This is a genomic window from Sinorhizobium sp. Y406 (assembly GCF_058732025.1).
On sequence record NZ_CM178974.1, the window covers coordinates 443,132 to 467,092 of the forward strand.

Here is a 23,961-nt window from a genome sequence, read left to right on the forward strand (position 1 = left end):
CACAGCCTTTTGCCAGGGAACGGCGATGATTGTAGATCTGCAGTTGGCATTGGCCGCGGGCTCGGGCTATTTGATAATTGATGATTGTCATGGAACGCGCGAATGCAAGACACAATGACGACCGGGATGCGTGACATCGATCTGCCCCGGGGCGGCGATTTCGCGCCCGAAATCGCAAGGCTTGAGACCCAGTTTGACATCATCCGCTATATGCGGCGGATCACGCAGATCTTCGGTTTCAAGACATTCCTCATTTGCTCGATTCCCGCCATCGACATGGAGCGGCTGTCCGCTGCCATGGTGATCTCCAATATGCCGGCCGAGTTGCTCAACAAATATGACAGCCTCTCGATGCTGCGCTTCAGCACGGGCGTGCGACGTTTGCGGGAGACGACGACGCCATTCGAGGTCACGCTGGAGGAGTGGGAGCGGGAGAGCGGCAAGCCGGATTCGGCCGCAGATTACATTGCCATGCTACGCGAGAATGGCATCTATCAGGCCAATTATTTTCCCGTGCACGATGCCGAGGGCGGTCGCGGCGCGGTTATCTTCATGGGGCCGGACCTGGATCTGCCGATGACGGCGACGATGGAACTGCAGATGATCGCAATCCACGTCTATAATCGTCTGGCCGAAATCGGCTCCGTTTGGAAGAGCGCCAACACGGCACTTTCCGAGCGGGAAATCCAGTGCCTGAGCTGGACGGCGGCCGGCAAGACGAGTGCGGAGATCGCCGGGATACTCGGCCTTTCGGAGCACACGGTCAATCACTACCTCAATCACGTTACCAAGAAGCTCGACGCCGTTAACCGCACGCAGGCGGTCGTTAAGGCGATGAAGAAGGGCTACATCAGCTGACGCGGGTTTCCGACGCAGCCTCCCCGGGGACGCCGCACGCAACGGCTCTGGTGTGAACGCTGCTCAATTGCGCGAAAGTTGTGCCTAAACGGTGCGCATGCCTGGAATTTAAGCGCAGAGCCTTCCATTTTCTTGCGGCGAATCTGTGTTAACGCTTTGAAATGATTACGTCTCTTGTGTCCAGATAAAACTGGCACGCATCCTGCATTCTCATTGTCGTGTCCAGAGGGGACCATAATAAGACAGCGCCCAGGAAGGTTGCGAAGACGGGGCCGCCGCTGATCGCCTGTGATTCCGGATGTACGGACGCAAGGCGCTCGACTGGCGGCCCCATTTTGTTGCCTCTCGCGATTGGCGAAGCGCCTCGCCTCGACTATCTGTTGCATGGTCCTTAAATCGACTTCGATTTGGGGATAAATTGTGCAGGAGTTCAAAGCGTTACAGCGGCCTTTGCGCCCGTCGGGCGCCGCGCTGTTCGCCAGGAAGAGACGAGAGGGCGACATGCCGGACGTAACCAGGGAAATGATTCTTGAAAAGCTGCGGAGCGTTCGCGGTCCCGACATGGAGGGCAACATCGTCGACCTCGGCCTTGTCTCCGATGTCTTCATCTCGAACGGCAAGGCTTATTTCTCTATCACCGTGCCGGCAGAGCGGGCAAAGGAACTCGAACCTATGCGCGTCGCCGCCGAACGGGTGGTGCGCGAAATCCCGGGCGTGAAGGCCGCAATGGTCGCGCTGACTGCCGATCGCAAGGCGGCCCCGAAGGCTGCACCCGTCGAGCGGCCACGACCGGCGGCCCCGTCCGGACAGCCGCATGGTCATCGGCCAGCGAGCGGAACGCCGGCGAAGCCGGGAATTCCCGGCGTCGGCGCTATCATTGCCGTTGCATCGGGCAAGGGCGGTGTCGGCAAGTCGACGACCTCGGTGAACCTCGCCTTGGCGCTCAAGGCGAATGGCCTCGAGGTCGGCCTGCTCGATGCCGATATCTACGGCCCGTCGATGCCGCGCCTCTTGAAGATTTCCGGGCGGCCGCAGCAGATTGAGGGCCGGCTCATCCGGCCGATGGAAAACTACGGGCTCAAGGTGATGTCGATGGGCTTCCTCGTCGATGAGGAGGTCGCGATGATCTGGCGCGGGCCGATGATCCAGTCCGCGCTCTTGCAGATGTTGCGGGAAGTCGCCTGGGGCGAACTCGACGTGCTCGTCGTCGACATGCCGCCCGGCACCGGCGACGCGCAACTGACCATGGCGCAGCAAGTGCCGCTTGCCGGAGCCGTCATCGTCTCGACCCCCCAGGACCTTGCGCTCGTTGATGCCCGCAAGGGACTGGCCATGTTCCGCAAGGTCGAGGTTCCGGTGCTCGGCATCGTCGAGAATATGAGCTATTTCATCGCTCCCGACACCGGCAAACGTTACGATATTTTCGGCCATGGCGGTGCACGCAAGGAAGCCGAACGCATCGGCGTGCCTTTTCTAGGGGAGGTTCCCCTGACCATGGGCATCCGCGAAACCTCCGATGCCGGAACGCCGCTGGTGGCGTCCGAGCCGGACGGCGAGGTCGCCCGCATCTACCGCGACATTGCTGCAAAGACCTGGGAGCAGGTATCATTGGCGCGGCAGGACCAGAGCCGCGCCATGCCGAACATAGTTTTTGAATAGGGAGCCTTGGCGCGCGGCGCCGCTCAACGCCTTGATTTAGAAAAACTTTTACGGTTGCAGAACGGCCCGGTCGTCCGTCTCTCGCGATGGGGGAGTACTGCGGCGCAGCAAATCATCGTTGATTTTGCGCTGGTATTGCGTCATATGCCTTGCCGCTGCCCGCGAGGGCAGTTGGTACGGCACCGGTCGCTGGAGACATTCTTTGCGGCATTCCGCCGAGCGCCGCGGCGGCGGTTTTTACGGGTGCATCGGCGTTGTGAAGGTCGTGGTGGCTGATCGGCCCGATCCCATTTGGTTGGTCTGGTCGGCCGCATCGAAGAGGCGGCTCTATGCTCACAGGATATTGCGCCTGCGGAAAGGCCGTCGCGCTCGCGACGGTGGAACCGCCGGGATCACTACGCAAACGCAAGACACGTCGAACCGCGTGGTCGCTTCCTGCAATGTTTCCCTGTTCTATCGGTGGAAAGGCTGGCTCTACTGCATGTCTCCTTGAATCGACCTCGATTCAAGGACGAAGACATGCAGCAATTCAAAGCGCTACAGCGTCCTTTGCGCGTCTGATAGACGCGCGGCGCTGTAGGAGCCCGTTCATCGCCCATGTCTGAATTGTCCGCGCCTTCCGTGTCCAGATCCGAAAATATGCGCCGACTGCTCGCGCTCGCACTCGGATCCATCGGCGTCGTCTATGGCGACATCGGCACGAGCCCGCTTTACGCCTTTCGCGAGGCGCTGCGTCCCGTCGCGCATGATGGTGTCACCGGTGTGGAGATCATCGGCCTCATCTCCTTGATGATCTGGTCGTTGACCATCATCGTGACGATCAAATATGTGCTCTTCCTGCTCAGGGCGGACAATGACGGAGAGGGCGGGACGCTCTCGCTGCTGGCATTGCTCATGAAGACCGCGACCGGCCACAGGGCGGCCCTCTTCTTCATGGGGATCGCGGGCGCGGCACTTTTCATCGGTGACGCAATGATCACGCCGGCGCTTTCGGTTCTCTCCGCCGTCGAAGGTCTGAAGCTCGTGACGCCGGCGCTAACCGAATACGTGCTGCCGATTGCGGTCGTGATCCTGGTGGTCCTGTTCGCCGTGCAATCGCATGGGACCGGAGCGGTCTCGAGTTTCTTTGGGCCGATCACGCTCGTCTGGTTCGTGGTCATGGGCGCGATCGGCCTTGTGCACATCGCCGACGATCTTTCGATTTTCGCCGCCTTTAATCCGCTTTACGCGGCTACCTTCATGATCAATGAAGGATTTGTCGGCATTGTCGTGCTGGGGGCCGTCTTCCTGACGGTGACGGGCGCAGAGGCGCTTTACGCCGATCTTGGCCATTTCGGCCGCCGGCCGATCCAGTGGGCCTGGTTTAGTGTCGTCTTTCCCGCACTCACCTTGAATTATCTCGGGCAGGGCGCCTTTATCCTCCATTACCCCCAGGCAATGTCCGACCCGTTCTTCCTGATGTTTCCGAAATGGGCGCTGCTTCCCGTCGTCATCCTCGCGACCGCGGCAACCATCATCGCCAGCCAGGCGGTGATCACCGGAGCCTTTTCGCTGGCACGCCAGGCCATCCATCTCGGCTTCCTGCCCCGCATGGCGATCTTCCACACGTCAGAGACCCACACGGGGCAGATCTACCTGCCCAGTGTCAATTCGCTCTTGATGTTCGGCGTCCTGGCGTTGGTCTTCCTCTTCGGCTCGTCCGAGGCACTCGCCACCGCCTATGGAATATCCGTGACCGGCGCCATGGTCGTGACGTCGTTCCTGGCCTTCGAGTTCCTGCGTGTCCGTTGGAATTGGTCTGCCTTGGCGGCGGCGACTGCCCTGTTGCCGCTCTTTGCGCTGGAGTTCACCTTCCTCGGCGCCAATCTGCTCAAGATTGGCGACGGCGGTTATGTGCCGATCATGATCGCTGCGACGTTCATCGTGATCATGTGGACCTGGAAACGCGGCACCGAGATCCTGCACGCCAAGACGCGCCATATCGAGGTCCCCTTGGCCACCTTCATCAAATCGCTCGAGCGCAAGAGTGAACACGCGCCGGTCTCCGTACCGGGCACAGCAATCTTCCTGACGAGCGATCCGGGCTCCACGCCCGCGGCGCTTTTGCACAACTTGAAGCACAATCATGTGCTGCATCAGCAGAACTTCATATTGACCGTGCGCACGGCCAACACACCAAGAGTACCCAAGGAGGAACGCGTCAACGTTCGGCAATTGTCGGAGCGCTTTACTCTGCTCGAGATGAAGTTCGGCTTCATGGAGACTCAGAACGTCTCGCAGGCGCTGGGCCTCTTCCGCAAGTCTGGCATCAAGTTCGACATCATGTCCACGTCCTTCTACCTCGGCCGCCGCAAGCTCGTGCCGGACGCTGAATCCGGGATGCCGTATTGGCAGGACCGGCTGTTCATTGCCCTCGCCAATGCGGCCATCGATCCCTCGGACTATTTCCGCCTGCCGACGAACCGCGTCGTCGAACTCGGTTCGCAAGTGATCATTTGATCGCTCTTGCCGAAGCGAGTGTCCCATCCGGACCGACTGCATTAACCAAACATCAAGGTTAATGCTTCAACTTCAAGGCTCGAAGGAAGCGGTCCCGGCCAGCCGTCCGATCGCTTCGAAACTTTAGCGTCCCCGCGTGGAATCGTGCCGTCGGCCTCCGGCCGGCTTGCGAGAACGCGCGCCCGAGTGAGAGTTGCGTGGAGCCGTACGGTGCGTGAGAGTCGACAGTCGAGCCGCAAGTTTCGCATGTCCTTCCCGGCCTGGCGCGCCCCGGCTATCTTCGGGCTTGCGATTTTCCTCTGCTTTCCCTCGGCCGCTGCCTATTCGGATCTCGCCACTTTCCTGGCCGGTATCAATCGCGGCGGCGAGCGCTGGCGCATGTACATGACGCGGTCGCCAGCGGGCTCGGTGCACCAGGCCGAGATGATATTCTCCGATCCGGTCACGACCGGCGCTCTCGACGGAGGTGCGGGCATCACGCTGGCCGATGGCAGCCGCGTGGCACTGACGGCGGAATCAAAGCGGCAGGAAGGAACGCCCGATGAGGATCGCGTCACCCGGAAGTTGAAGAAGGGCCGCGTCGTTGCCGTCAGCCCCGTGACGCCGCCGAAGGACTTCAGCGCCGGATCGATCCTTCAGCGCACAAGCTCGCTGGTCGAGCCCCAATTCGACGGTGCGGAGAGAATGGTCTTCGCTAAGCCGAAGATCAAGGGCAAGGAGATCGAGATTGCCACGGCCTTCTACCGGAAGATGCCGCCGAAGCCCGATCCGGGCGTTTCGCCGATGCTCGCCAAGCTGGTGACGAACGACAAGGCCGATATTCTCGCCACCGCTTACGTCCGGACCGACCCGGACTATGCACGCGAATCGCCCTTCGATTCGATTCTGAGCGACGACGCACACGGCGGGCGCTTCATCCCGGACATAGCCCCGGATGATCATGCCTGGGCAGCGACGGCCCTGCCGCCGACCGTCTTCAGCAAGGACGAACAGACCTGCCTGGCAGAAGCCATTTATTTCGAGGCCCGCAGCGAGCCGCTGAAGGGGCAAGCGGCGGTCGGCCAGGTGATCCTCAACCGCGTCCGCAACCCCACCTATCCGAAGAGCATCTGCGGTGTGGTCTACCAGAACAAGAACTGGCGCAACCGTTGCCAGTTTTCCTTCGCCTGCGACATGATCCGAGATCTGATCTATTCGCGCTCTCACTGGAAGGCAGCCAGGGAAGTGGCCATGGCCGTGACCGCGGGCAAGATCTGGTTGCCGGAAGTCGGCTCCGCAACGCACTACCATGCCACCTATGTGAACCCCGCCTGGGCCAAGACGATGAAGCGCGTCGGCCGCATCGGTCTGCACATCTTCTACCGGACCTATGGCGGCGGCTGGAGCTGATTGATTCGCGAGATCGCGGACGCCAGCCTGCTGGCCGTCTCCAGAGATCGGGGCTCAAGGACAAAGGCTCGCAGCGATTCAAAGTGTGAGGGTGACCTGTCGCGTCCGTCAGGACGCGCGGCGCTCGGTGCTCCGTTGCGACCAAGACCCCCGAACGGCGACAATTCCCAGCGCCGCTTTGCCGCAGGCATTCCAAAATACAGCTAACTAATTGAAAAGCCTAGAAAATATTGTCCACCCTCAATACTCTTCCATGCCTTGACTATGCGGAAGCCTAAAACTATGTTGCGCGCGACTTCAAAAGGGGCCGAACGTGGCATGGTTGCCGGCCGTTTGTATGACCGTGATCGCGTTTAGACCGCGTGAGGCTGCAAGGGGAGCCACGTGACGGAGAAGCCGGAAGAGAGTTTGGAGGCGCGGCTGAAGCGTCTTGGCGAGGACCTCGCGTCCAGGCGGACGGATCCCTCGGACAAGGCGGAGATGCGCAGCGCGGAAAGCCGCAAGGGCTATGCCGAGGCGATGAAGCTTTCGAGCGAATTCATCGCCGGCATCGTTGTCGGGGCGTTTCTGGGCTATCTTCTGGACCATTTTGCGGGTACAGGGCCGTGGGGCATGATCGTCCTCCTGCTGCTCGGGTTCTGTGCTGGCATATTGAACGTGCTGCGCTCTGCCGGTCTGGTGGCTAAGCCCGACCAGCATGGGCCTGGGAATGAAAAAAAGGACGGGGACGGCGCCTGAGGCGCCGTCTGGAAGAGCACGGTTTCCGCTTGCGGGCGGGCAGAACGAAAGAGAAGCGCGGTGTCAAACGATCCGACCCACCAGTTCCTGGTCAACAAGATTGTCCCGATCGAGATTGGCGGAATTGACTTTTCCTTCACCAATGCATCGTTGTTCATGGTTGCGACCGTCGGCGCTGCTGCGGGCTTTCTCTACCTCACCACCTCGCAGCGCGGCCTGATTCCGACGCGCATGCAGTCGGTATCGGAGATGTCCTACGAGTTCATCGCGTCGATGCTTCGCGAGGGTGCCGGCAGTCACGGGATGAAATTCTTCCCGATGGTCTTCTCGCTGTTCATGTTCGTCCTGACGGCGAACCTGCTCGGAATGTTTCCCTATTTCTTCACCGTCACCAGCCAGATCATCGTTACCTTCGCTCTTGCCATGTTTGTTGTCGGCACGGTGATCGTCTACGGCTTCTACAGGCACGGTCTGGGTTTTCTGCAACTTTTCGTGCCGCACGGTGTGCCGGGCGCTCTTCTGCCGCTGGTGGTCTCGATCGAAGTCATATCGTTCCTCTCCCGTCCCATCAGCCTATCGGTCCGTCTCTTCGCCAACATGCTGGCCGGCCACATCACGTTGAAGGTCTTCGCAGGCTTCGTCGCCTCGCTCAGCGCTCTCGGTGCGCTCGGCATCGGTGGCGCGATCCTGCCGCTCCTCATGACCGTAGCTCTCACCGGTCTTGAATTCCTGGTTGCCTTCCTTCAGGCCTATGTCTTTGCGGTGCTGACTTGCATGTACCTCAACGACGCTGTCCATCCCGGAAGCCACTAAGGAATAACAGTCGCTGGCTTCCGGGCGGGCAACGGCCGGAAGCGCAAATCCAAAGCCGCAACATCATTTCGAAGGAGTTCAATCATGGAAGCGGAAGCAGCAAAGTTCATCGGCGCAGGTCTTGCATGCCTTGGTATGGCCGGTACGGCTCTCGGTCTTGGCAACATCTTCGGCAGCTATCTGTCCGGCGCTCTGCGCAATCCGTCGGCTGCTGACGGCCAGTTCGGTCGCCTCGTATTCGGCTTCGCCGTTACGGAAGCTCTGGGCATCTTCTCGCTGCTCGTAGCTCTTCTCCTCCTCTTCGCCGTCTAATTCCGGCTAGAGCTTTGGCCGCGGTCCTAGGGCCGCGGCTGCGCATATCTAGAAGTGCACCTGGAGGTGAGCATGTTTGTGACAGCGGCCTATGCCCAGTCAACCACCACCGAAGGCGCCGAAGCGCACGATGCCGCTGCTGCCGGTGAGGTGCACACCGAAACGGGTGTGGCCCACGAAGGCGAGCATGGCTCCGGCGTGTTCCCGCCTTTCGATTCGAGCCATTTCGCATCGCAGCTGCTTTGGCTTGCGATCACGTTCGGACTTTTCTATCTCCTCATGTCGAAGGTCATCATTCCCCGCATTGGTGGAATTCTCGAGACGCGGCATGACCGGATTGCGCAGGATCTCGACGAGGCGTCCCGCCTGAAAGGCGAAGCCGATGCCGCCATTGCGGCATATGAGCAGGAATTGTCCGACGCGAGGGCCAAGGGCCATTCGATTGCAGATACCGCCCGCGAAGCGGCCAAGAACAAGGCGAGTGCCGACCGTGTTGCGGTCGAGGCCGATCTCGCGAAGAAGATCGCTGCCGCCGAGACGCGCATCGCCGACATCAAGGCCAAGGCGCTTTCCGACGTTGGTGCGATCGCCGAAGAGACGGCAACTGCCGTCGTTACGCAACTGATCGGCGGAACCGTCACCAAGGCCGAGATTTCCGCCGCCGTCAAGGCGTCTGCGGGCAACTGAGGAGCAGGTAATTATGGCTCTTGATGCGACTTTCTATGCCTTTGTTGGCCTGATCCTTTTCCTGGCACTCATCGTCTATCTTAAAGTTCCGGGCATGGTCGCCGGCGCACTCGATACCCGCGCCGACAAGATCAGCAATGAGTTGGCGGAAGCCAAGCGACTGCGCGAAGAGGCGCAGGGTCTCGTCGCCGAATACCAGCGCAAGCGCAAGGACGCCGAGGCCGAAGCGGCCAGCATCGTTGCCGCGGCGCAGCGCGAGGCGGAGATGCTGACGGCGGAAGCCAGGCAGAAGACCGAGGAATACGTGGCGCGCCGCACGGCACTTTCCGAGCAGAAGATAAAGCAGGCCGAGAGCGACGCGATCAACGCGGTTCGCGCGGCCGCCGTCGACCTAGCGATCAGCGCCGCGGAGAAGGTTCTGATGGCGAAGGCCGATGCCGGCGCACAGGAAGCGCTCTTCAGGAAGGCCCTCGGCGAGGTCAAATCGCGCCTCAACTGAGATCGCTCCAAAACGCTAAACGGGAGAGCCCCGCTTCGGCGGGGCTTTTTTGTCGGATGTCACCTACGCTGGGCATTGCCGACATTGGTCATGCGCAATCGAGACGTGTTTATTTCGATCGCGAATATCGGAATTGAACTTCCTCGGGCCGCCCGAAACCTATGGTGCGCCAAGTCCACCTTCCACTGTTGCACATTGAACGGCCCGAGCCCGCGGCAGATGGCAGTCGGCAATGATGCCAGTTGAAGATCGCTCTGTCTCCGCAAGCCACAATATCCCTGGGCGGTATTGCCTCTGCTGCAGCGAACTTACGTCGCCGTCGACAGATCCCGGATCGAGAACCTTCTTGCCGGCCCTTCTCGGAAGATCGGTTGTGAGGACGTCGCTTGGTCTCAGACCTGCCGGAAGGGGCGGAAGCTCATGCGGTGCAGCGAGCACGGACCATGGCTGTCGATAGCGGTGCGATGCTTCACTGTCGCATAGCCCGCATGCAGGGCAAAGCCATAGGCGGGAAAGGTAGAATCGGCGCGCGCCATCATGCGGTCGCGCGTGACCTTGGCGACGATCGAGGCGGCAGCAATTGAAGCCGACCGCGAGTCGCCCTTGACGATCGCCTTTGCTTGACAGGCGAGACCCGGAGGCACATCGCGCCCATCAATCAGGACAAAGCGGGCCGCCGTCGCCAGGCCGAAAATCGCCCGGCGCATGGCATCGAGGCTGGCCTTGAGAATATCGCTGGTGTCGATGTGTCTCGCCGAGGATGACGCGATCGAAACCGTGGCCGTCGCCATGATCTGGTCGAACAGCATTTCGCGTTGTTCGGCGCTCAGGAGCTTGCTGTCGTTGAGACCGTCAGGGACGGCATCGGGATCAAGGATGACTGCGGCGGCGACCACCGGGCCAGCGAGCGGCCCGCGGCCGACTTCATCGGCACCGGCAACGGGCCAGAAGCCGTCCCGCCTTGCCGTCAGTTCGAGAGCGAAATCCGGGATCACCGGTTGGAGAGGGAAAAGGAGGGAATCGGGCGGGTTGCGACGTGACATGCGGGGGACCCTCGCATATTCGCCCGATTCCCTTCAAGCCCCCCGGTACGAGTGCGGCGGTGACCGGGAGGAAAGCCGGCGTCGTCCTGAGGCGGGGAGGACGCCGGAGCTGAAATCCTGTCGGCGCTCAAGGCGCCATGGGTCCGTCCGGACGCTGTTACGTGGCTCCAAGATCTATTGCATGCCTGTCTGACGCGACCTCGACTCAAGGGCCACGGCAACACTTGCGCGTTTGCCAAGACGCGCGCCGCTGTGGAGCAGCGCCTGCTTGAGAACTGCCGCCTCGGCGTCTCGGAGATGCGCGTGAGCCCTTAAAGCAGCGACAATTGCACCCCCATTCCGAGCGGAGGCACGAAGATATCGTTTCGCAACTGGCGGCGCGCGAGATTGAGGCCAAGCCGCTTGGCGGCGAGGTCGAAGCGGCGGCCGATCTGCCAGGCATAGGGGCCAGCGCCCTTCATCCGCTTGCCGAACTCGGCGTCATAGTCCTTGCCACCGCGCATCGAGCGAATAAGGGACATTACGTGCCTGTAGCGATCAGGGTAGTTTCTCAACAGCCAGTCCCGGAACAGTGGACTCACTTCCAGCGGCAGGCGCAGGAGCACGTAGCTTGCTTCGGCAGCGCCAGCCGCCTTGGACGCGTCCAGCACGCGTTCGATTTCATGGTCGTTCAAGGCGGGAATGACCGGAGCAACCAGAACAGCGGTTGGAATGCCGGCCTCGGACACCGCGCGCATCGCCTCGAGGCGTTTGGCCGGCGTCGAGGCCCTCGGCTCCATGGCGCGTGCAAGCTTCCGGTCAAGGGTGGTCACCGAAATGCCGACCCGCGCGAGGCCCTTCTCAGCCATCGGTGCAAGCAGGTCGATGTCGCGCGCCACCATGGCCGATTTGGTCACGATCATCACCGGGTGGTTGGCCGACTGAAGCACTTCGAGGATCTGGCGCATGATGCGCCATTCCTTTTCGATCGGCTGATAGGGATCGGTATTGGTGCCTATCGCGATCGGCCGCACCTTGTAGTCCGGCCGTGCCAACTCTCGCTCCAGCAGGCGCGGAGCGTCTGGCTTGACGAACAGCCTGGATTCGAAGTCGACGCCCGCAGAGAGGCCCATATAGGAATGCGTGGGCCGCGCGAAGCAATAGATGCAGCCATGTTCGCAACCGCGATAGGGATTGATCGAGCGGTCGAAGGGAATATCGGGGGATTCGTTGCGGGTGATAACCGACCGTGGTTTCTCGACCTGGACCTCGGTTTTGAAGGGCGGCAGATCCTCGATGGTCTGCCAACCATCATCGAAGGTCTCACGGGTTACGGGCTCGAAACGTCCTGACATGTTGAGGCCCGCTCCGCGCCCGCGGCGGCGGTCGACATCGATCCTGACGCCGCTTGCGGTGGCCATGGCGTCGGCGATCTCGGCGCTGTTGCCCGGTGCAAAGGCGCCCCGCCTGAGTTGAGACAGCTCGTTCATGGAAATCTCCTCGGAACCGATAGTCGAGTCTGTTCCGCTCTGACTATTTTCCTACCGTAGACAGCAGAACAAATCAAGAACAAAATTCCATGTCATCTCGGCATCGGGAGGAGGCGGTCGGCTTTGCCCCTGTAATCTTGTGGTATTTGCCTCTGCAATGCGCTAGGAACGGCTATGCTGACGATCATTATGGAAACGCGGGACAATGAAGCGGAGCTGGCACAAACGCTTTCCGCACTGGTCACGGGTGCAGTGGAAGGGCTCGTCAGCGACGTCATCATACTCGATCACGGTTCCAAGGACGGCTCGCTGCATGTCGCCGACGCCGCGGGCTGTCGCTTCTGTGTCGACTGGGACCTTGGCGATGTCGTGCGGTCGGCACGGGGCGAGTGGCTGATGCTGCTCGAGCCGGGCGCCCGTCCTGTGGGCCGCTGGGTCGACGAACTCCTCGAATATGTCTCGCTCAACAAGGCGCCGGCGCGCTTCTCTCCATCGAGAGTGCACAAGCGGCCCCTACTCAGCCGGCTGTCCAAGAGGGCGCCCCCGCTTGAGACTGGATTCTTGATGCGAAAGCTTGACGCCGTCGCCATGGCGCGTGCCGATATGCGGCTGAGCGATATCGCGAATGCGCGGTCGGTGCGCAAGCTTGGCACGGAACTCGTTCCAGCATGGGTGGCGCTGAGACACCGGATGGCCGAGCGCGCCTGAACGAGCTTGCCCAGACCCACGGAATATGGGGTGTGCCTTGCGGCACCCCCGAAGCCATTCTTAAATCACCTTGCTCGCGAAAAATCTTTGCCATGATGCCCCGACCGGGTGGAGCGCATGTTATATATCTCCTACTTCCCCATATTTTTAGGAAAGAGGCGCCGTCGCGTTCATTCCAAGCGAATAGTCACCTGGCCGCGCGAAGCTAACGTAACAAGGGTAGCGGCTCTTTCCGCCGGCGGCTGTTCCAAAGGGAACAGTTTCCTCAACCGCGCTTCAGGTGCTCGTCGAGTCGCGGCATGATTTCGACGAAATTGCAGGGCATGTGCCGATAGTCGAGCTGCTGTTTCAGGATTCCATCCCAGGCATCCTTGCAGGCCCCGGGCGAGCCGGGCAGCACGAAGATTAAGGTGGCGTTCGCAACCCCGCCGGTTGCCCGCGACTGGATCGTCGATGTGCCGATCTTGTCGAAGGAAATGCGGTGAAAGACTTCGGAAAAGCCGTCCATGCGCTTTTCGAACAGCGGCTCCAGCGCCTCCGGCGTCACGTCGCGGCCGGTGAAGCCTGTGCCGCCGGTGGTGATGACGACGTCGATTTCGGGGTCGAGCGTCCAGGTTTTCACCTGATCGTAAATCTTCTGCCGCTCGTCAGGGACGATTGCGCGGGCCTTGAGCAGATGACCCGCTTCGCGGATCCTCGTCTCCAGCGTATCGCCGGACTTGTCGTCCGCGCGCGTACGCGTGTCGGAGACGGTGAGGACGGCGATGCCGACGGGAATGAAGTGGCGAGTCTCGTCGATTCCCGGCATCTGGCCTTATCCTCTCTTTCCGGAACTGCGGCTGGCTAGAACGTACCACCCGGCATGGGCGGCGGAAATGCGCCGTGCAGCCGCAGCCGCCTCTTCATCGCTGCGGAACAGGCCGAAGCAGGTCGCACCCGAGCCGGACATGCGCACGAGGTCTGCGCCGGCCGCGCTAAGGGCATCGGACACGTGTTCGATCGATGGCTCCAGGGCGCGAGCCGGTGGCTCCAGATCGTTGCGCATGCCGGCCAGAGCGCTCAGCCACTCCTCGGTTGTTTCGATGCCTTGCGGCAGCACCAGCGGCGGGTTCGCCTTTCTGGCAAGCGTCCTGAATATCACCGGCGTCGATATGGCGACGAGCGGGTTGGCGAGGACGATCGCGAAGGACGGCAAAGCGGGGAGCGGCGTGATCACTTCGCCGATTCCCCTTGCGATAAGCGCGCGGCCTTCGAGACACATCGGCACATCGGCACCGAGCTGGAGGGCGAGCTTGTTCAGTCCTTCGGGCGCGATACTTGCTTCCCAGAGCGCAAGCAGCCCTTTGAGCGTCGCGGCGGCATCTGCCGAGCCGCCGCCAATGCCGGAGGCGATCGGCAGGTTCTTCTCAAGATGCAGATGGACCGGGCCAGCGGATTCTCCCCTTCCGGTCAGTTCGCTGCGCAGGAGATCGCGAGCGCGCAGGACCAGATTGCCATCCCGGCCCTGAGCCGTGGTCGCCAGGTCCTGCGAAAAACGGCCCGAGACGGTAAAGCGGTCAGCCTCCGCCGGTGCTAGGCCCACCCGATCGCCGAGATCGGCGAAGGTGACCAAGCTTTCGAGGAGGTGATGGCCGTCGCCACGCTGGCCGATGACATGCAGCGCCAGATTGATCTTGGCCGGCGCCGCTGAGGTCAGTGCGAAGCCGGAGAGGTCGTCTGCCTGCATTCGGTTATCAGGATTTCTTGTCCGATGCAGCGGTTTCCGCGGCGCCCTTTTTCGGCAGGGTCTCCTTGGCATCCGCCGCAGCCGGAACGGTCTGCGCGAGAGGCGGCAATCCGTTTTCGATCTTTGCCTTGATCTTCGGAATTTCCGCTTCCTCCGGCTCCAACTCCAGCGCCTGGGTCCATTGGAACACTGCCTCGAGCTTGCGTCCCACCCGCCAATAGGCGTCGCCAAGGTGATCGTTGATCGTCGGATCTCCGGCCATCAACTCCGCCGCACGCTCGAGCTCGCCCACTGCCTCCTCGAAGCGGTTCATGCGGAAATAGGCCCAGCCGAGCGAATCGACGATGTAACCGTCGTCGGGCTTGAGCTCGACCGCCTTACGGATCATCTCCAGGCCCTCTTCGAGGTTGATGTTCATGTCGACCCAGGAGTAGCCGAGATAGTTAAGGACCTGCGGTTGGTCGGGGTTGAGCTCCAGAGCCTTGCGAAAATTCGGCTCTGCCTTCTCCCAGAGCTTCTGGCGCTCATAGGCGATCCCGCGCTGGAAGAAGACGGTCCAGTCGCTACGCTTCGGAACCGGGCCGATCGCCTCGACTGCACGATCGTAAAGCTCGCCCATTTCCTTGTACGCCTTGGCGTCGGAAAGCACGCTGCCATAGGCGAGATAATTGCGGATGTTCTTGGGATCGAGTTCGATCAGCCCCTGCAGGTGCTTCTTAGCCTCGTCGACCTTGCCGACGCCGGCAAGGGCGAGGCCGAGTTGCAGTTCCGAGACCCGGCGCATTGGCGAATCTTCAGGCACACTCCTGTAAAGCGCGATTGCCTCCTGCTCCTTCTTCAGGTTTTCGGCAATGCCTCCCAGCATCACCAGGATATCGGCACTGTCCGGATCGAGCCGGCGCGCCGTCTGGAGGTAAAGCGACACGATGTCCTCGGCACCTTCCCGGTTGAGGGCACCACCGATCGAGAAGAGCACGGCAGCCGCACCCTGCACGGCCGTACGTACCTGCTGCTCCTGGTGTTTGCCCTCTTCAATGCTTTTCCTGAGCGCCTCGAGCGGAGTGTAGTTGTTGACGAGGCTTTCGCCAACGGAGACGGTATCGAGCGCCTTCTGCTTGTTGCCCTCTCGCGCCTCGAAGCGCGCCAGCGCCTCAACCGCACGCATGAAGGTGTCCGGCGCGGCACTTCCGCCTTCCCGGTCGAGAATGGCGTCGTTCAGCCTCGCGCGCGCCGTCGCCTTGTCGCCGGCGGCCAGAGCGATCGCGCCAGCATGATAATTCTTGAACACCCGGAACCATTCCGGCCCGTCGAGCGCCTTAATCTGCGCAAGCGCTTCCTTCGGCCTGCCCTGACCGTATTTCGCCCAGGCGGAGAGCAGAGTGCTCATCAGCCGGTCGAGGTCGTTGGGGCCTTCATATTTCAAGAGCTTTTGGGCCGTGCGGTATTCGCGTTTGCGGATCGCGTCGATGGCGCGGACGACCGTCGTGATCCGTTCGACGGCCCGCTCTGACTTCAGATCCTCGGCAACCTTGACGCCTTCGTCGAATTCGCCGCCGATCAACAGCGTGATCATCAGGCGCTGCTTGACTTCCCGGTTGTCCGGCTCGAACTGCAATGCGATCCGGTAGAGGTCTGCCGCCATCGCATAATCTCGATCGACATCGGCGGTGCGAGCCGCCAGGAAGGCACCGGCGAAGGTGTTTGCGCTCGTGAGGTCGAAAGGTTCGGCGTCCTCGACCGCAGCCGCTTCTTCAGCGAAGGCGTAATGGCTGCCGGTCGTAACCACGAGGGCCAGCATTGCCGCGGCGCTGAGAAGCCGAAGGAGTTTATTCTGCCGCATATCAAACCTTTCGTTGCCGATGGTCCGGCGCATCGCGCCATCGCTCATTGCTGCGGAGTCGATTGGAGGGTGCCGGACGCAAGTCTCGAAAAACAGAATGGCTTTTTTGGCGCAGCCCGGCAAGAAATTCCTCAAGGGAAACCCTGACCAGCCGGCTAGCTCACTCGATCGATGCAGAAATCGATCACCTCGGTGAGCGCAGCTTTCCAGGGGGAAGCGGTGAGGGGCGCGAGCGCATCGCGCGCGATCGTGCCGTAATGCTGGGCGCGCGCAATCGTATCGGTCAGCCCCCCGTAGCGGTGGATTAGCCCGAGTGCCTTTTCGAGATTGGCCCCATCACTGGCGCCACCTTCGATGGCTTCGCGCCAGAAGGCGCGGTCCTGCGGCGTGCCGCGTCGATAGGAAAGAATGACCGGCAACGTGATCTTGCCCTCTCGGAAGTCGTCGCCGACATTCTTGCCGAGATTAATCGACGATCCGCCATAGTCGAGTACGTCGTCGACGAGTTGGAAGGCAAGGCCGAGATTCATGCCGTAGGATTTCAGCGCGTTGCGATCGGCCTTGCTCGCAGCCGCAACAATGGGGCCGACCTCGGCGGCCGCGGCAAAGAGCGCAGCCGTCTTGGCGCGGATCACCTGCAGATAGTCGTCCTCAGTGGTCTCCATGTTTTTGGCCACGGACAACTGGAGAACTTCACCCTCCGCGATCACAGATGCGGCGGTTGAGAGCACATCGAGCGCATCCAACGAACCGACATCCACCATCATGCGGAAGGCCTGGCCGAGCAGGAAGTCGCCGACGAGCACGCTCGCCTGATTGCCCCAGATCGTCCGCGCCGTCGACTTGCCGCGCCTGAGATCGCTTTCGTCGACCACGTCGTCGTGCAGAAGTGTCGCCGTATGCATGAACTCGACGCTGGTCGCGAGCTTGACATGGGCGTCGCCGTCATAGCCGAACATCGAAGCGGCCGCGAGTGTCAGCATCGGCCGCAGGCGCTTGCCGCCCGAAGAAATCAGGTGGTTGGCGACCTCCGGAATCATCTGCACGTCGGAGCCGGCCTTCGAGAGAATAAGCTGGTTGACCCGCTCCATGTCGGACGCCGTGAGCCCGACGAGCGGCTTCACGGACGCCTGTTTGTTTTTGCCGTCTTCCAGCGGTATCACTACGCCCAACGCCCCGGACTCCTGTTTCTTGCTCGGTTGTGACAATAGTAAAGAGGTGGCTCGTGCGGCAAGAGGCGAATTGCCTCGCCCGCTGGAATTTGAAGGAGGAGACCCGATCGCGATGAAGGAACTGATCCGCACCAACGATGCCGTCCTTCTCTCCTTCGCAGAAAGTCTGATGAAGGACGCCGGCATCACCTGTTTCGTCGCCGATCGCGACATGAGCATCCTTGAAGGCTCGCTCGGCCTGTTGCCGCGGCGCTTCCTGGTGGCCGAGGAGGATGCCGAGCGGGCCCGGCGCATTCTGGTCGAAGCTGGCCTGGAAAAGGAACTGCGGCAGTGATCGAGGCATCTCCGCGGACCGGCCGCGATGCGCTGGCAGAATGGCGGCCATGACAACGCTGATCAAGGAAACCGTGGATGCGTTCCACCGAGGCGGCTTTCACCTGATCCAGCCGCTTGGCCAGGGGCATCGCTCCGGCATGGACGCAATGCTGCTTGCGGCCCTCGTTTCCTGCGAGGGTTCCTGCCGCGTCGCCGATCTCGGTGCAGGGGCGGGGGCGGCCGGCATGGCGGTCGCCTCGCGCGTTGCAACGGCTGAGGTGCTGCTCGTCGAACGCTCGCCGATCATGGCCGGCTTTGCCCGTCGCAGCCTTGCCTTGCCTGCAAATGCACATTTTGCGGGACGCGTCGCCGTTCTCGAGGCGGATGTGACGCTGACTGGCAAGGCACGCGTAGAGGCGGGCCTTGCCGATGACACCTTCGATCACGTCATCATGAACCCGCCCTTTAACGATGCCGCCGATCGCCGGACGCCGGATCGGCTGAAGGCCGAGGCCCACGCGATGAGCGACGATCTCTTCGAAACCTGGATCAAGACCGCGGGCGCGGTCATGGAGCCCGGGGGCCAGCTTTCGCTCATAGCCCGGCCGGAATCGATCGCCGAGATCATCGCAGCCTGTGGCCGCCGCTTCGGCGGCATCGAAATCACGCCGCTCCTGCCGCGCGCCGGCGAAAACGCCGTGCGTATCCTGGTGACCGCGATCAAGCAGAGCCGCAAGCGATTGGCGCTGCGCGCGCCGCTCGTGATGCACGGGGAGGGGACGCACCGTTTCTCCCCGGACGTCGACGACCTCAATAACGGCCGGACCGCCTATCCTCGCCGGCGATAAACGGTAAGCGTGGCATTGCGTTTGCTGCGGCAGTGCATACATGCAGGGACAAGTTTCGAATGAGCAGGAGTTGAAATGGCCGGGTTCTTGAAAAAATTGCTTCCGAGGCGTTTTCGCAAGGACGGGCAAACGATCCCGGCTATCCGGCTCCATGGCGCGATCATGGCCGGGGGCAGCCAGTTCCGTCCTGCTCTCAATCTCGCGACGGTGGCGCCGCTGCTCGAGAAAGCCTTCGCCGTCAAGGAGGCTCCGGCCGTAGCCATCTCCGTCAACTCGCCCGGCGGCTCGCCGGTGCAGTCGCGCCTGATCTACCAGCGTATCCGCGATCTCGCCGAGGAGAAGAAAAAGCGGGTCCTGATCTTCGTCGAGGACGTGGCGGCCTCGGGCGGCTACATGATTGCGCTTGCCGGCGACGAGATCATTGCCGATCCGAGTTCGATCGTCGGCTCGATCGGTGTCGTGTCCGGCGGGTTCGGTTTTCCGGAGCTGTTGAAGAAGATCGGCGTCGAACGGCGCATCTATACGGCCGGCGAGAACAAGGTGGTCCTCGATCCGTTCCAGCCGGAAAAGGAGCGGGACGTCGAGTTCTTGAAATCACTTCAGCTCGATATCCACGATACCTTCATCGAGATGGTCAAGGCCCGGCGCGGCACGCTGCTCAGCGACAATCCCGATATATTCTCGGGTCTCTTCTGGACAGGGCGTCGCGGGCGGGAGCTTGGCCTCGTCGATGGACTCGGTGACATGCGCGGAGAGGTGAAGAGGCGCTATGGCGAAAAGGCGCGGCTTGAACTCATCCAGCCGAGCCGCAGCCTCTTCGGACGGCGCCAGCCGGGGGCGGCGGTCGCGGGATCTCTCGCAGCCCCACTCGCCGCTTCTGCTGTAGCGGGACTTGTCGAGGCGATAGAAGAAAGGGCGCTATGGGCGCGTTTCGGGCTGTGATACCAAGGGCAGTAGATTTCGGTCGGTCCCGCACCGCCCGGCCAGGGAATCGCTGCACCTCCAGCTGGCATTCTGTCTGATCCGGGAGGCGCAGAGGAGGAAACATGCCGCAGATCATTCTGCTCTTGATCATCGCTGTTATCGCCTGGATCGGCTATCGCAAGTTCATCGCCGACGCCGAGCGGCTCGCGCGCCAGCGCGAGCGTTTGCGCCGTGAGCGCGAGAGCGGCGCCGACGGAACGCTCGTCAAGGATCCGAAGACCGGCGAATACCGCCTGAGGCGCGACGACGAGCGATAAATTGCCGCAGGCTGAGGCTTAGGCCGTGGATCGGCCAAGGCGCTTGACCCTAGTTCTCCGGCATGGCACCTGTCCCCGCACATGTCGAAGAATTCGGACGAACCCATGACCGCTGCCCCCCTCCCGGACCATATGAACCCGAAGCGCTCGTTCCAGGCTTTGATCCTGACACTGCACAACTATTGGGCCGACAAGGGCTGCGCGGTGCTCCAGCCCTATGATATGGAAGTTGGCGCCGGCACCTTCCATCCGGCGACGACGCTCCGCGCGCTCGGGCCGAAGCCGTGGCGCGCGGCCTATGTCCAGCCCTCGCGGCGTCCAGCCGACGGCCGCTATGGCGAAAATCCGAACCGGCTCCAGCATTATTATCAATATCAGGTGATCCTGAAACCCAACCCGTCCAATCTTCAGGAACTCTATCTCGGCTCGCTCGAGGCGATCGGTCTCGATCCGCTGCTGCACGATATCCGCTTCGTAGAGGACGACTGGGAAAGCCCGACGCTTGGTGCGTGGGGCCTTGGTTGGGAGTGCTGGTGCGACGGCATGGAAGTGTCGCAATTCACCTATTTCCAGCAGGTCTGCGGCATCGAGTGCTCGCCGGTTTCCGGCGAACTGACCTATGGCCTCGAGCGATTGGCGATGTACGTCCAGGGCGTCGACAATGTCTACGACCTCAATTTCAACGGCCGCGAGGGCGCAGAAAAGATCACGTATGGCGATGTCTTCCTGCAGGCTGAGCAGGAGTATTCGCGGTACAATTTCGAATACGCCAACACAGCGATGCTGCATCAGCACTTTATCGACGCGGAGAAGGAGTGCCTGGCGCTTCTTGCCGCCGGTGCGCCCAACGCCGGCAACGATCGCCTGCACAAATGCGTCTTGCCCGCCTATGACCAGTGCATCAAGGCGAGCCATGTCTTCAATCTTCTGGATGCGCGCGGCGTGATTTCGGTGACGGAGCGCCAGAGCTACATCCTGCGCGTGCGCACCCTCGCAAAGGCCTGCGGCGAAGCCTTCCTGCTGACCGATGCAGGCGGCGCGAATTGGAATCAGGAGGCAGCCTGACGGTTGCCAGGGTGCCGTTGGCCCGGCTGCGATCAGAGCAGATCGTCGTTTTCCATAGGGCGGGTCGGTTTCACGAGCGGAGAAGCGCCCGGCTGCAGCGCCCTGGCATAGGTCTCCAGCGCGCGGCGGACGCCGTCCGGCCTTTCGACCTCCTCTACGCCCGCATAGGTAGCGAAGAGCGCTGTAAAGGCGATCGCGTTGACGAGGGTCGCGAGCGGTTTCATCGGGGGACCTTTGCGTCCTGGCGTGCGGGTGGATCTACTATCCCCCACTTGCTGGTCCGGCGCCGTTACCGGGGATACAGGCAGGCAGGCAGTCGAAATTCGTCGGTCGACAGCAGCGCGGCGCATGCGGAATACCGCTCCCCTGGTGCCGCTTCGATGCGGGCGGTCGCCCTTGCGTCTCCCGTCGGAATGCAGTTGCGGCTGCCCGTGTGCTGCGCCCGAGAGTCGCGGCGGGCTCTTTGAAATTGCTGCAGGCTTTCATCCTAAATCGATTTGGATTCGAGGAATCATGCAGTAAGCTCCGGCGGGTGCAAAAGGAGGGTTCTCATGCTCGGGCTGGCAATCGGTGTCGCCGTGATCCTTTATCTTGTCTACGTCTACAACAGCCTTGTCAGGGCGCGGCAGATGACCCAGGAGGCCTGGTCCGGCATCGACGTACAGTTGAAACGCCGCGCCGATCTCATTCCCAATCTGATCGAGACGGTGAAGGGCTATGCGGCGCACGAGAAGTCGACGCTCGAGGAGGTGGTCGCACTTCGCAACCGGGCACAGGCCGTGCCGGAAGGCGACGTAGCCGGCCGGGCCGCGGTGGAGGGGGCGCTCTCGCAGGCGCTCGGCCGCCTCTTTGCGCTCGCTGAAGCCTATCCCGACCTGAAGGCCAACCAGAATTTCGCCGAACTGCAGCGTTCGCTGGAGACGATTGAAGGCGAGATCCAGATGTCCCGCCGCTATTACAACGGCGCTGCCCGCGACTTGAACGTGAAGGTCGAGAGCTTCCCGTCGAATCTGATTGCGAACCTATTCCGTTTTGCCCGGGCCGGTTACTTCGAGATCACCAACGAGGCGGATCGTGCTGTGCCGTCGGTCAGGTTCTGATTCGTATCGGGTGAGGAAGGGGGCATTGCTATGAGGCGGCTCTTGGCGGCGTTGGCGGTCGCACTGCCCCTTCTGGCGACGTCGCCCGCTGCAGCGGCAGAGATCATCTCCGCCTTTCATTCGGTGATCGACGTCGCCAGGGATGGCACGCTCACGATCACGGAAACGATCACGGCAAATGTCGAAGGCAGGGAGATCCGCCGCGGCATCTACCGCGATTTTCCGCTGACCTTCCTCGATGAGAATGGCCGCCGGGCCCGCGTGGACTTCAAGGTCCTTTCCGTCGAGCGCGACGGCGAGGAGGAGGAGCACCGCACGGAGGCGATCAGCGGCGGCATCCGCGTTTACACCGGTAAGGCCGACGTCTTCCTGCCGCATGGCGAACATACATTCCAGATCTCATACGAGACCGGACGCCAGATACGCTTCTTCGACGACCACGACGAACTTTATTGGAACGTGACCGGAACCGAGTGGATTTTTCCGATCGAGGAGGCAACTGCAACGGTGACCTTGCCGTCGGGGGTCAGGGCTCAGGCGCTCGACGTCTTCACCGGCGGCTACGGCGCCACCGGCAAGGATGCGCGCGTTGTGGAAGAGGGTGACGAGATATTCTTTGCGACCACGCGAAGGCTGCGTCCGCAGGAAGGATTGTCGATCGCGATCATGATGCCGAAGGGCAGTATCGACCGGCCGAGCGCTGGCCAGGAAAACATCTGGTGGCTACGCGACCGTCTGACACTGGTCATCGCCGCGGCAGGCCTCCTGCTCGTCACCCTCTATTACGGGCGTGCCTGGGTCCGCGTCGGCCGCGATCCCGCCCGTGGGGTCATGGTGCCGCGCTGGGATCCGCCGGACGGAATTTCGCCGGCTCTCGTCAACTATGTCGACAACAGGGGTTTTTCCGGTGAGGGATGGACAGCACTTTCTGCGGCCGTGCTCAACCTTGCTGTCAAGGGCTATGTCGTCCTCGACGATCTGAAGAATGCCATCGTCATCGCCGCCACCGGCAAGGGGGGCGTGGAGCAGCTGCCGACGGGTGAGGCGGCAGTGATGAAGGCGATCGCAGCGGCCGACGGCAGGCTTACGATCGATCGGGCGAACGGCAAAAAGGTCGAAGCGGCAGGGTCCGGTTTTCGCCGCGCGATGGAGCGCGAACACCGCGATAAATACTACCGCGCCAATACCGGATATATCATCGGTGGCGTCCTGATTTCGGTGGTTTCGCTGGGCGCACTGTTCATCTTTGGCGATCTCGGAGAGGACAAGATCCCTCTCGTTTTCGTTCCCGTCGTCTTCGCCATTCTTGTTTCGACCCTGGCGGTTTCATTCGGCAAATCACTACGGCGCGGGTCGAGCCTCGCGCGCCGCATTCTGTCGATCGTCGTGCTCGCCTTTATCGGTTTCGTGCTCTTCTCCGTCTTCTCGAGCATCCTGGCGGTCGTCGTGCTCTCTGCGAGCGAACCGGATGACCTGGCGCTGCTTTCCGCGATCGGCGGCATACTGCTCGTCAACTTGCTCTTCTTCTTCCTGATGGGGGCGCCGACGCCGCTCGGCACCCGCATGATGGATGGGATCGACGGTCTCAGGCAATATATGACGCTTGCCGAAAAGGATCGCTTGAACATGCAAGGCGCGCCGGAAATGTCGCCGCGGCATTTCGAGACGCTCTTGCCCTATGCGGTTGCGCTCGGCGTCGAGAAGCCGTGGACGGAGACCTTCGATCGCTGGCTGCTGGCCGCAGCAGGCGGTGCAGCCGCGGCCGCTGCCTATCAGCCGGCGTGGTATCACGGCGATTCCTTCAGTCCGGGGTCTTTCGCCGATACGATCGGCGATTTCGCCGGCTCCATGGCGGGTACGATGACGTCTTCGCTGCCGCCTCCGCCAAAGAGTGCGTCATCGGGCTTCTCGTCCGGCGGCGGCTTCTCCGGCGGTGGTGGCGGCGGCGGCGGTGGCGGCGGCTGGTAGAGTGCGCCGATT

At 61.9% G+C, this 23,961-nt stretch carries 24 protein-coding genes; 17 read left to right on the top strand and 7 right to left on the bottom strand.

Annotated elements, in window-relative coordinates:
- Nucleotides 1-102 precede the first annotated feature (102 nt).
- From AC4P1R_RS02105 to AC4P1R_RS02145, 9 genes are all read left to right on the top strand, one after another.
- Nucleotides 103-858, top strand: coding sequence for a LuxR family transcriptional regulator (locus tag AC4P1R_RS02105; RefSeq protein WP_083265418.1), 756 nt, complete (start codon nucleotides 103-105; stop codon nucleotides 856-858).
- A gap of 501 nt (nucleotides 859-1,359) precedes the next feature.
- The gene (locus AC4P1R_RS02110; protein ID WP_273360208.1) at nucleotides 1,360-2,517 is read left to right on the top strand and encodes an Mrp/NBP35 family ATP-binding protein; all 1,158 of its coding nucleotides are present in this window, start codon (nucleotides 1,360-1,362) and stop codon (nucleotides 2,515-2,517) included.
- Between the two features lie 597 nt (nucleotides 2,518-3,114).
- The gene (locus tag AC4P1R_RS02115; protein WP_273360210.1) at nucleotides 3,115-5,016 is read left to right on the top strand and encodes a potassium transporter Kup; all 1,902 of its coding nucleotides are present in this window, start codon (nucleotides 3,115-3,117) and stop codon (nucleotides 5,014-5,016) included.
- Between the two features lie 246 nt (nucleotides 5,017-5,262).
- Nucleotides 5,263-6,405 carry a cell wall hydrolase gene (locus tag AC4P1R_RS02120; protein WP_083265419.1) on the top strand — a complete coding sequence of 381 codons (1,143 nt, stop codon included), beginning with the start codon at nucleotides 5,263-5,265 and terminating at the stop codon, nucleotides 6,403-6,405.
- Nucleotides 6,406-6,789: 384 nt separating this feature from the next.
- Nucleotides 6,790-7,143 carry an AtpZ/AtpI family protein gene (locus AC4P1R_RS02125; protein WP_069460343.1) on the top strand — a complete coding sequence of 118 codons (354 nt, stop codon included), beginning with the start codon at nucleotides 6,790-6,792 and terminating at the stop codon, nucleotides 7,141-7,143.
- 60 nt (nucleotides 7,144-7,203) lie between these two features.
- Nucleotides 7,204-7,956, top strand: a complete 753-nt coding sequence (locus AC4P1R_RS02130; protein WP_069460344.1) for a F0F1 ATP synthase subunit A — start codon at nucleotides 7,204-7,206, stop codon at nucleotides 7,954-7,956.
- 84 nt (nucleotides 7,957-8,040) lie between these two features.
- Nucleotides 8,041-8,268: a F0F1 ATP synthase subunit C gene (locus AC4P1R_RS02135; RefSeq protein WP_012707029.1), complete on the top strand. Its 228-nt coding sequence runs from the start codon at nucleotides 8,041-8,043 to the stop codon at nucleotides 8,266-8,268.
- A gap of 72 nt (nucleotides 8,269-8,340) precedes the next feature.
- Entirely contained in the window at nucleotides 8,341-8,955 is a 615-nt protein-coding gene (locus AC4P1R_RS02140) for a F0F1 ATP synthase subunit B (RefSeq protein ID WP_069460345.1), read from the top strand.
- 13 nt (nucleotides 8,956-8,968) lie between these two features.
- The gene (locus AC4P1R_RS02145) at nucleotides 8,969-9,454 is read left to right on the top strand and encodes a F0F1 ATP synthase subunit B (protein WP_069460346.1); all 486 of its coding nucleotides are present in this window, start codon (nucleotides 8,969-8,971) and stop codon (nucleotides 9,452-9,454) included.
- Between the two features lie 392 nt (nucleotides 9,455-9,846).
- Here the strand turns inward: AC4P1R_RS02145 and rnhB are convergent, their stop codons facing one another.
- Both rnhB and AC4P1R_RS02155 read right to left on the bottom strand, forming a co-directional pair.
- Complete coding sequence (gene rnhB, locus AC4P1R_RS02150; RefSeq protein WP_069460347.1) at nucleotides 9,847-10,497, bottom strand: ribonuclease HII; 651 nt, start codon at nucleotides 10,495-10,497, stop codon at nucleotides 9,847-9,849.
- 311 nt (nucleotides 10,498-10,808) lie between these two features.
- Nucleotides 10,809-11,966, bottom strand: coding sequence for a PA0069 family radical SAM protein (locus tag AC4P1R_RS02155; RefSeq protein WP_151610899.1), 1,158 nt, complete (start codon nucleotides 11,964-11,966; stop codon nucleotides 10,809-10,811).
- A gap of 174 nt (nucleotides 11,967-12,140) precedes the next feature.
- Between AC4P1R_RS02155 and AC4P1R_RS02160 the strand changes: the two genes are divergently transcribed.
- Complete coding sequence (locus AC4P1R_RS02160) at nucleotides 12,141-12,674, top strand: glycosyltransferase family protein (protein ID WP_069460349.1); 534 nt, start codon at nucleotides 12,141-12,143, stop codon at nucleotides 12,672-12,674.
- 265 nt (nucleotides 12,675-12,939) lie between these two features.
- Here AC4P1R_RS02160 and moaB read toward each other — a convergent pair whose 3' ends face one another.
- The 4 genes from moaB to AC4P1R_RS02180 all read right to left on the bottom strand — a co-directional run bounded on the left by moaB (nucleotide 12,940) and on the right by AC4P1R_RS02180 (nucleotide 17,412).
- Complete coding sequence (gene moaB, locus AC4P1R_RS02165) at nucleotides 12,940-13,482, bottom strand: molybdenum cofactor biosynthesis protein B (RefSeq protein WP_069460350.1); 543 nt, start codon at nucleotides 13,480-13,482, stop codon at nucleotides 12,940-12,942.
- A 6-nt stretch (nucleotides 13,483-13,488) separates the two neighbouring features.
- A complete protein-coding gene (locus AC4P1R_RS02170) occupies nucleotides 13,489-14,400 on the bottom strand; it encodes a 4-(cytidine 5'-diphospho)-2-C-methyl-D-erythritol kinase (protein WP_069460351.1) in 912 nt (303 codons plus the stop codon).
- Between the two features lie 7 nt (nucleotides 14,401-14,407).
- The gene (locus AC4P1R_RS02175) at nucleotides 14,408-16,240 is read right to left on the bottom strand and encodes a tetratricopeptide repeat protein (RefSeq protein ID WP_069460807.1); all 1,833 of its coding nucleotides are present in this window, start codon (nucleotides 16,238-16,240) and stop codon (nucleotides 14,408-14,410) included.
- A 155-nt stretch (nucleotides 16,241-16,395) separates the two neighbouring features.
- The gene (locus AC4P1R_RS02180; RefSeq protein WP_151610901.1) at nucleotides 16,396-17,412 is read right to left on the bottom strand and encodes a polyprenyl synthetase family protein; all 1,017 of its coding nucleotides are present in this window, start codon (nucleotides 17,410-17,412) and stop codon (nucleotides 16,396-16,398) included.
- Nucleotides 17,413-17,524: 112 nt separating this feature from the next.
- Here AC4P1R_RS02180 and AC4P1R_RS02185 point away from each other — a divergent pair, with 112 nt between their 5' ends.
- The 5 genes from AC4P1R_RS02185 to AC4P1R_RS02205 all read left to right on the top strand — a co-directional run bounded on the left by AC4P1R_RS02185 (nucleotide 17,525) and on the right by AC4P1R_RS02205 (nucleotide 20,881).
- Nucleotides 17,525-17,746, top strand: coding sequence for a putative signal transducing protein (locus AC4P1R_RS02185; RefSeq protein ID WP_069460353.1), 222 nt, complete (start codon nucleotides 17,525-17,527; stop codon nucleotides 17,744-17,746).
- 40 nt (nucleotides 17,747-17,786) lie between these two features.
- A complete protein-coding gene (locus AC4P1R_RS02190; protein ID WP_492177370.1) occupies nucleotides 17,787-18,575 on the top strand; it encodes a tRNA1(Val) (adenine(37)-N6)-methyltransferase in 789 nt (262 codons plus the stop codon).
- A 75-nt stretch (nucleotides 18,576-18,650) separates the two neighbouring features.
- On the top strand, nucleotides 18,651-19,517 hold the full coding sequence (locus AC4P1R_RS02195) for a S49 family peptidase (RefSeq protein WP_069460354.1): 867 nt from the start codon (nucleotides 18,651-18,653) through the stop codon (nucleotides 19,515-19,517).
- Between the two features lie 104 nt (nucleotides 19,518-19,621).
- The gene (locus AC4P1R_RS02200) at nucleotides 19,622-19,816 is read left to right on the top strand and encodes a hypothetical protein (protein ID WP_069460355.1); all 195 of its coding nucleotides are present in this window, start codon (nucleotides 19,622-19,624) and stop codon (nucleotides 19,814-19,816) included.
- A 105-nt stretch (nucleotides 19,817-19,921) separates the two neighbouring features.
- Nucleotides 19,922-20,881, top strand: a complete 960-nt coding sequence (locus AC4P1R_RS02205; protein WP_151610903.1) for a glycine--tRNA ligase subunit alpha — start codon at nucleotides 19,922-19,924, stop codon at nucleotides 20,879-20,881.
- 32 nt (nucleotides 20,882-20,913) lie between these two features.
- On the opposite strand, the gene AC4P1R_RS02210 is transcribed toward AC4P1R_RS02205, so the two are convergent.
- Complete coding sequence (locus tag AC4P1R_RS02210; protein ID WP_069460356.1) at nucleotides 20,914-21,105, bottom strand: hypothetical protein; 192 nt, start codon at nucleotides 21,103-21,105, stop codon at nucleotides 20,914-20,916.
- Between the two features lie 327 nt (nucleotides 21,106-21,432).
- Between AC4P1R_RS02210 and AC4P1R_RS02215 the strand changes: the two genes are divergently transcribed.
- Both AC4P1R_RS02215 and AC4P1R_RS02220 read left to right on the top strand, forming a co-directional pair.
- Nucleotides 21,433-21,981, top strand: coding sequence for a LemA family protein (locus AC4P1R_RS02215; protein WP_069460357.1), 549 nt, complete (start codon nucleotides 21,433-21,435; stop codon nucleotides 21,979-21,981).
- Nucleotides 21,982-22,011: 30 nt separating this feature from the next.
- The gene (locus tag AC4P1R_RS02220) at nucleotides 22,012-23,949 is read left to right on the top strand and encodes a DUF2207 domain-containing protein (RefSeq protein WP_069460358.1); all 1,938 of its coding nucleotides are present in this window, start codon (nucleotides 22,012-22,014) and stop codon (nucleotides 23,947-23,949) included.
- Nucleotides 23,950-23,961: the final 12 nt, after the last annotated feature.

Bases quoted from the DNA above. Each gene is read 5' to 3' on its own strand.
- AC4P1R_RS02105 (WP_083265418.1), top strand. From the start codon at position 103: ATGCAAGACACAATGACGACCGGGATGCGTGACATCGATCTGCCCCGG.
- AC4P1R_RS02110 (WP_273360208.1), top strand. From the start codon at position 1,360: ATGCCGGACGTAACCAGGGAAATGATTCTTGAAAAGCTGCGGAGCGTT.
- AC4P1R_RS02115 (WP_273360210.1), top strand. From the start codon at position 3,115: ATGTCTGAATTGTCCGCGCCTTCCGTGTCCAGATCCGAAAATATGCGC.
- AC4P1R_RS02120 (WP_083265419.1), top strand. From the start codon at position 5,263: ATGTCCTTCCCGGCCTGGCGCGCCCCGGCTATCTTCGGGCTTGCGATT.
- AC4P1R_RS02135 (WP_012707029.1), top strand. From the start codon at position 8,041: ATGGAAGCGGAAGCAGCAAAGTTCATCGGCGCAGGTCTTGCATGCCTT.
- AC4P1R_RS02140 (WP_069460345.1), top strand. From the start codon at position 8,341: ATGTTTGTGACAGCGGCCTATGCCCAGTCAACCACCACCGAAGGCGCC.
- AC4P1R_RS02145 (WP_069460346.1), top strand. From the start codon at position 8,969: ATGGCTCTTGATGCGACTTTCTATGCCTTTGTTGGCCTGATCCTTTTC.
- rnhB (WP_069460347.1), bottom strand. From the start codon at position 10,497: ATGTCACGTCGCAACCCGCCCGATTCCCTCCTTTTCCCTCTCCAACCG.
- AC4P1R_RS02155 (WP_151610899.1), bottom strand. From the start codon at position 11,966: ATGAACGAGCTGTCTCAACTCAGGCGGGGCGCCTTTGCACCGGGCAAC.
- AC4P1R_RS02160 (WP_069460349.1), top strand. From the start codon at position 12,141: ATGCTGACGATCATTATGGAAACGCGGGACAATGAAGCGGAGCTGGCA.
- moaB (WP_069460350.1), bottom strand. From the start codon at position 13,482: ATGCCGGGAATCGACGAGACTCGCCACTTCATTCCCGTCGGCATCGCC.
- AC4P1R_RS02170 (WP_069460351.1), bottom strand. From the start codon at position 14,400: ATGCAGGCAGACGACCTCTCCGGCTTCGCACTGACCTCAGCGGCGCCG.
- AC4P1R_RS02175 (WP_069460807.1), bottom strand. From the start codon at position 16,240: ATGCGGCAGAATAAACTCCTTCGGCTTCTCAGCGCCGCGGCAATGCTG.
- AC4P1R_RS02185 (WP_069460353.1), top strand. From the start codon at position 17,525: ATGAAGGAACTGATCCGCACCAACGATGCCGTCCTTCTCTCCTTCGCA.
- AC4P1R_RS02190 (WP_492177370.1), top strand. From the start codon at position 17,787: ATGGCGGCCATGACAACGCTGATCAAGGAAACCGTGGATGCGTTCCAC.
- AC4P1R_RS02195 (WP_069460354.1), top strand. From the start codon at position 18,651: ATGGCCGGGTTCTTGAAAAAATTGCTTCCGAGGCGTTTTCGCAAGGAC.
- AC4P1R_RS02200 (WP_069460355.1), top strand. From the start codon at position 19,622: ATGCCGCAGATCATTCTGCTCTTGATCATCGCTGTTATCGCCTGGATC.
- AC4P1R_RS02205 (WP_151610903.1), top strand. From the start codon at position 19,922: ATGACCGCTGCCCCCCTCCCGGACCATATGAACCCGAAGCGCTCGTTC.
- AC4P1R_RS02210 (WP_069460356.1), bottom strand. From the start codon at position 21,105: ATGAAACCGCTCGCGACCCTCGTCAACGCGATCGCCTTTACAGCGCTC.
- AC4P1R_RS02215 (WP_069460357.1), top strand. From the start codon at position 21,433: ATGCTCGGGCTGGCAATCGGTGTCGCCGTGATCCTTTATCTTGTCTAC.
- AC4P1R_RS02220 (WP_069460358.1), top strand. From the start codon at position 22,012: ATGAGGCGGCTCTTGGCGGCGTTGGCGGTCGCACTGCCCCTTCTGGCG.